Consider the following 5,170-nt stretch of genomic DNA (forward strand, 5'->3'; position numbering starts at 1 on the left):
CGCCGGCCTGCGCGCCGACGGCACCGCCACCAGGGCCGCCGCGCCCGCCAGCGCCGCGCCGATGTCGGCGAGCTGGGCGGAGACATAGTTCGAGGCGGCGAACTGGGCCACGGCGAAGGCCACTCCACAGGCCAGCGCGGGCACCCAGGTCTCGCGCAGCCCGCGCCGCCCGTCGACGAGCCCTATCAGCACCAGCGGTACGACGAGTGCGAGCAGCGGTGTCTGCCTGCCGACGACCGAGGCGACGGTGTCCAGCGGCAGCCCGGTGACCTGGGCGAGTGTCACCACCGGCGTACCCATCGCGCCGAAGGCCACGGGCGCGGTGTTGGCGACGAGCGAGACGACGGCGGCCTTGACCGGATCGAAGCCGAGCGCGACCAGCATCACTGAGCAGATGGCGACCGGCGCCCCGAAACCGGCGAGCGCTTCGAGCAGCGCGCCGAAGCAGAAGGCGATGACGAGCGCCTGGATACGTGGATCGTCGGAGAGCCGTCCGAAGGAGCGCCGGAGGATGTCGAAGTGGTGGGTACGGACCGTCAGCCGGTACACCCAGAGCGCGTTGACGACGATCCACATGATCGGGAAGAGCCCGAAGAGCACGCCCGCGGCGCCGGCCGAGAAGGTCTGGCCGAGCGGCATACCGAAGGTGAGCCAGCCGACCACGACGGCGACGGCGAGACCGATCAGCCCGGCGAGATGCGCTTTCATCCGGATGACACCGAGCAGGATCAGGACGGTGGCCAGCGGCAGTGCGGCGACGAGTGCGGAGAGTGCGAGCGAGTCGGCGACAGGTTCGAGTTGCTGTACGAACACGACGGTCCTCCGGATTCCGCGATACGGAAACTGATCTCTCACGAACACGGGTGCAGGAATGGTCGTGTCCGCGACAAGTGGAGGTCAATGGACCACGCAGGATCCGTGCGAAATCAGGGCAGGGCCGGGATACGGGCGAGGGCTCGGGCGAAGGAGATGGCCGGTGACGGCTCAGGAGTCCGGCGAGCGCAGTACCCGCAGATGGCCCCGGCGGCCGACCTCCATCGGATCCGCGCCGCGCGGCGGCTTGCCGCCGCCCTCGGCGGCGCGCTCCTGCGGGCGGGCCGCTTCCCGTACGGCGTTGGCGAGCGCTTCCAGATCGTCGCCGCTCGGGCGCGCGGGAGCCGAACCGTCCGTCAGACGGACGACCTCCCAGCCGCGCGGAGCGGTCAGCCGCTCGCTGTGTTCCGCACACAGGTCGTAGCAGTGAGGCTCGGCGTAGGTGGCGAGCGGGCCGAGGACCGCGGTCGAGTCGGCATAGACGTACGTCAGTGTCGCGACAGCAGGGCGGCCGCACGCGGTGCGCGAACAGCGACGTACAGGGCTCACGACGTTGGACGGTACCGCACTCTTGAGCGGGCCGCGACGACTCTCCACCAGGTCACTCCACCGTGTCGCACCGTGACTTCGGCCACAAGTTGGCTGGAAGCAACTGCCCTGACCTGCATGGGAAGACGCGTGACTGGACAGCGACAGCCCGTCACACAGTCACCACTTGGGGCAAAACCTGTCAAGGAAGGCGAGATCGATGATCGCGAAGCCTACTGGGATCGAGCCCAATCTTGGCCTGAATGCTCAATATGCGACATGCGGTACGAGGGTGACGACGGCGCGTTCGGCGGCGGCCCGGGAGGGCTACCCTGCGTCAGTGATGGAGAGTCCTGTACCGCCCCGCCCGACCGAGCCACGGCCGCGCCGGCGCGACCGCCACGGCCGCGGAATGCGCGGGCCCGTCGCACCGCCCCAGGTGCCGCTCGCCACCAGCCGCTCGGAGTCGTTCCGCGATCTTGTGCGGGACTCCGTGGACCGTCTCGAACGGCGCTGGCCCCAGCTCGCCGAGGTCGAGTTCCTGGTCATGGACGTGCCCACCACGCAGGACGAGACCGTACCGCTCGGCAGCTCGGTCCCGGCGGCCAAGGAGCATCCCGCACGCATCCTCGTCTACCGGCGGCCAGTGGAGATCCGTACCAAGAACCGGGACGAACGGGCGCTGCTGGTGCATGAGGTCGTGGTCGAGCAGGTCGCGGAACTGCTGGGCCTGGCGCCCGAGTCCGTCGATCCGCGGTACGGACAGGAGTGACCGGCCACCGGGCCCGGCATGCACCGCCAGGGCCCGGCATACGGGAAGCCCTCAGTCCACGCCGCCCCGCCGCCCGCCGTCCTCAGCCCTCAGTCGCCGAGGATCGACAGGTCCTCCCTGGCCTTCGGTACGGACACCATCCCCCGGTCGTCCGGCAGCGTCTGCACCGTGAACATCGGGATGCCGTCCGTCGGCAGCGCGAGCGTGCGCGCCGCGTAGACCGGGCCGCCGCCCGCCTCCGGCTCGACCGTCACCGCGTACGAGCCCTTCAGCCCGTTCGGCGCGGGCGGCGCGAAGGCCAGAGTCGTACCGGCCTTGACCGTGTACGTCTTCACGGCCGGCTCGCCGCCGCCGGTCCCGGCCGAGGACGTGACCTTGACCTTCGCCGCCGCGCCCGGCGCGGTCAGCGAGAGCATGGTGCCCTTCGCGCGGTTGTCGGCCACGGTCGCCCGCGAAACGATCGGCGCGGTCGCCGGGATGAACCCGATCTCCTGGTCGGCGCCCTTGCCGCGGACAACACGCAGCGCCGCGACCACCGGAGTCGCGCGACCGCTCTGGACCGGGCTGAGCACCAGCGATCCCGCCTCGCCCTTGGTCACGTCCGCGAGGTCGACGGACGCGGTCATCCTGGACTTGACGTGCAGTGTCTCGGTGCCCGCGGGCGTGATCGTGCCGTCGGCGCCCGCGAGCTGCACCTTCAGATCGGCGTCGTCCTCGCCCGGCGCGAACGCCACCAGCCGTACATCCGTCGCGTCCGCCGGGATACCGGGCAGGACCACTCGGCTCGCCGGATCACCCGAGGCGGCCAGCCAGTCACTGCCCGCCTTCTCGTCGGCGACGCGCACCACGGCACCGACCCGGCCGGTACGGGTGGTGACATGCACGGTCGCGTCGGGAGCGGTCTCACTGGTCAGCGTGGAGAGCAGCACCGGCACGCTCGACCTGCCCGGGACCGGAATGCCCTCTCCCACCTCCGACTTGAGGACACCGTCCTTCCCGTACACCTCGATGTCGGCGACGGCCGCGGAGTCGTCCGGATTGGTGAGGTGGACATAGTCCTGGCGTGACGCCTCGGTGCTCGCTCCCGGGAACCAGAAGTCGGTGTCCGGGCCCGCGCAGGTCATACCGAGCAGTCCGCGCGCGCCGCCGACGCTGACGGTCGTGGTCTGCTGGGTGGTCCAGCCGGGAGCGAAGCGGCCGTCGGCACTGCCGACGAGGGCGGGCGCCTCGGCGCCGCTCGCCTCGGCGGAGACGGGCTTGCCCGGCTCCTTCAGCGCGAGAAACGCCTTGGTCTGCTTGTTCTGCGCGGAGTCCGTCTTCTTTCCATCGCTTCCGTCGTCCTTTTTGTCCTTCTGGGTGTCCTTCGTGTTCCCGGCCGTGCCGGCCAGAGTGACGATGGACTCACTCAGTTCGGCCGATCCGGACGTTCCGGCGCCGGACGTGCCGGCGGGAGTGAAGGAGGTGTACGTCGTCTCCGCGATGTCCGACATGCTCGGCGCCGGGCAGAGCTGGCTGGTGCGCTCCACCGGCAGCCGCGCGGGAGCCTGTGCCACCGCCGCGCCCGTGGAGTCCGGCGCGGTCAGCGTGGCGAAGCCGGTGACGGCGGCGAGGGCGGTGGCGACCGCGATGAGGGAGAGAGTCGTACGGTTCACTGGTTGCTGCTCCCGTCGGGGCGCGGACGCCGGTCGTTCTCATGGCCGTCGGCATAGGGCTGACCGTCGGCGTAGGGCTGCTGTCCGTAGCCGTACGGGTCGTACTGGGACGGGTCGTACTGCTGCGGCACCTGGCCTGGCGCCTGTCCTGGCATCTGACCCGGGACCTGCCCCTGAGCCTGGCCGGGCATCTGGCCGTCCTGGTACTGGCCCTCCTGGTACTGGCCCTGGTCGTAGGAGCCTTCCGCCGGATACTGGCTCCGGTCGTACGAGCCGGCCGGGTACTGGCCTTCCTGGTACTGGCCCCCGGGATACTGCTGATACGGCTGCCGCTGGTACTGCCCGTCGGCGTACTGGCCCTCTCCGTACTGACCGTTCCCGTAGGGATCCTGGGCGTAGTCCGCACCTGCGTACGTCTGGACACCGGCACCCGCGTCCCAGTCGTATGCCTGCTGCTGAGGCACCGCGCCGTACTGCGGCTGCGGCTCCTCCGGAGCCCCGACGGGCATCGGCGCCTCGGCCTCTTCGCTCCCGACCGCCTCCGCGGACTCCGCGGACTCCGGGGACTCCGCCTCCGCCGCCGCCCGCAGCCTCCTGGCCCGGCGTCCTTCGCCCTCCACCGGCTGCGCCGGGACCTCCACGTCCTCCTCGGGCAGATCGTCGTCGATCTCGCGGCGGCGTCCCGGCAGTGCGAGCACCAGCAGGACGACGGCGAGCGCGACCTGCGCCCAGATCCACGCCGTGTGCGTGATCGGGTCCTCGTAGGTGAGATCCAGCCGGCCGCCCTCGGCGGGCAGTTCGAATCCCTGGGCCCAGCCGTCGACGGTCTTCTTCGTGAGGACCTCGCCGTCGAGCGTGGCCTGCCAGCCCTCGGCGGCCCGGTCCGCGATCCGCAGCACCCGTCCCGCCGCGCCCGCCGGGATCTCCGTGTGCGCCTCGACCGGAGCGGCGGCGACGGCCAGCGGCTCTCCCGCGCCCTTCCCGTCCACGATGACGGCCCGGGAGATCTGCCGGTCCACCCGCCACAGCGCGCTGCCGTCGAGCTGGCTCAGCCGCGTCAGCCCCGGAGTGGCGTCGAGGACCCGGCTCATCTGGCGCGGCGCGCCGTCCCGTACCAGCACATAGCGGATCGCGAACCCGCTGAGCTGGTCGGTCTGGTCGGCGCCGGAGCCCGCGACCAGATTCGCGACGACCTTGTCCAGCCCTGGATCGCTGCCGCCCGATTCGGTCAGCTCGGCGTCACCGAGCCGCCCGCCGGAGCCACGGACCAGGGAGTACGAGACCTCCGCCGGTGTCGTACCGCCGAGCACCAGGGTGCGCGGCTGGTCGCGGGTGATGCTCTCCTCCGCGACGAAGGCCGGGACCTGCACCGGATCGCGGCGCTCCAGCGGACCCGCCGCGCCGC

The 5,170-nt window shown here is 71.3% G+C and carries 4 protein-coding genes and 1 pseudogene; 1 reads left to right on the plus strand and 4 read right to left on the minus strand.

The genetic code is table 11. The annotated features are described in order from the left end of the window. A partial coding sequence (locus GA0115259_RS33005; protein ID WP_141716788.1) for an L-lactate permease occupies positions 1-813 on the minus strand: 813 nt, incomplete at its 3' end. A gap of 171 nt (positions 814-984) precedes the next feature. Further along, on the minus strand, positions 985-1,410 hold the full coding sequence (locus GA0115259_RS33010) for a DUF3499 domain-containing protein (RefSeq protein WP_093603769.1): 426 nt from the start codon (positions 1,408-1,410) through the stop codon (positions 985-987). Positions 1,411-1,684: 274 nt separating this feature from the next. On the opposite strand from GA0115259_RS33010, the gene GA0115259_RS33015 reads away from it, so the two are divergent. Further along, on the plus strand, positions 1,685-2,113 hold the full coding sequence (locus tag GA0115259_RS33015) for a metallopeptidase family protein (RefSeq protein WP_093603771.1): 429 nt from the start codon (positions 1,685-1,687) through the stop codon (positions 2,111-2,113). Between the two features lie 89 nt (positions 2,114-2,202). Here GA0115259_RS33015 and GA0115259_RS33020 read toward each other — a convergent pair whose 3' ends face one another. Together GA0115259_RS33020 and GA0115259_RS33025 are read right to left on the minus strand one after the other, a co-directional pair. Further along, a complete protein-coding gene (locus GA0115259_RS33020) occupies positions 2,203-3,765 on the minus strand; it encodes a DUF5719 family protein (protein WP_093603773.1) in 1,563 nt (520 codons plus the stop codon). Beyond that, positions 3,762-5,170: pseudogene (locus GA0115259_RS33025) on the minus strand (family 2 glycosyl transferase); the annotation flags it as partial. The gene GA0115259_RS33020 and the pseudogene GA0115259_RS33025, both read right to left, overlap by 4 nt.

The organism is Streptomyces sp. MnatMP-M17 (assembly GCF_900091995.1).
Lineage (GTDB): Bacteria > Actinomycetota > Actinomycetes > Streptomycetales > Streptomycetaceae > Streptomyces.

Excerpts from the sequence above, each read along its gene's own strand:
- GA0115259_RS33015 (WP_093603771.1), top strand. The coding sequence starts at position 1,685 with ATGGAGAGTCCTGTACCGCCCCGCCCGACCGAGCCACGGCCGCGCCGG.